General features: G+C 33.5%; 1 protein-coding gene. It reads right to left on the bottom strand.

Going from position 1 to position 875, the window contains the following annotated elements:
• Positions 1-78 precede the first annotated feature (78 nt).
• Complete coding sequence (locus Q0820_RS16895) at positions 79-558, bottom strand: hypothetical protein (RefSeq protein ID WP_298489469.1); 480 nt, start codon at positions 556-558, stop codon at positions 79-81.
• Positions 559-875: the final 317 nt, after the last annotated feature.

Below are 875 nucleotides of genomic sequence, written 5' to 3'. Positions count from 1 at the left end.
TATACGAGACCCGTACGTACGGTGGTGTGAGAGGCGCACTCTCCTCAATTATGGGGAGAGCCGTCTACTCGATTGTGCTTAGTTTTTTATTTCCACTATTTTTTTCATCAATACATTAGCGTCAAATTCATTTATTCTTTTTCCTATGATTTTCTTTTTTCCGTTGTACTTAAATTTAAGAATTTGATTATCAGTGTCTCCAAATATTAGACCACCAAAATTCCAACTGTATCCATTTGCGATATTGTAATCGATTTCTAGATTTTCAATTTTTCTTAATTCAAAACCCTGCTTTTTGGTATAAAATCCATTATGATATTCAATAAAAAGTTCTCGATTTCTTACTTCAATTTTTAAGCTGCCAAAAACCATATGAAAGAAATCTTTTATTCCAATGATTCCGAATAAGCTTAGTAAAAAAATCCAAAATACAGAGGTTAAATCATTGATATCGAAAACTATTATTTTTTCCAGATAGATATATGTCAAAAGAGTTACGAACAATGGAGTTAAAATTAAATTATACCAATATCTTTTCGTTCTGTATTCCAGTTTCATTCACATTACTTTTGAGGGTAGTAAATTAAGCACAACGGTTTAGCTAAGCGTAGTGCGGGGGCAAGGAAACTTTTCGTTTCCGTCTACGCACGAAGCTAGAGCTTATTGTTTTGCTTTTTCTTTTTTGCTCTAAAGCTAAATCCATAAGATTTAGCGACTTCATAAATATACGTAGACCATTCGATTTAACCCAAAACTCCGCATTACGTTTAGGTTTTGTGTGTGCCCAGCATGGGCATTTTTAATTTATCGAAAGATAACTAATTCATCTAGAGGGTGCAAGTCCCTTATGCGCAGGAGTAACGTCTTGAAGCATT

It is taken from the genome of uncultured Maribacter sp. (genome assembly GCF_947495965.1).
Classification (GTDB): domain Bacteria; phylum Bacteroidota; class Bacteroidia; order Flavobacteriales; family Flavobacteriaceae; genus Maribacter_B.
The sequence above is the reverse complement of the archived record's forward strand: the minus strand, read 5'-3'. Positions and strand labels throughout refer to the sequence as shown.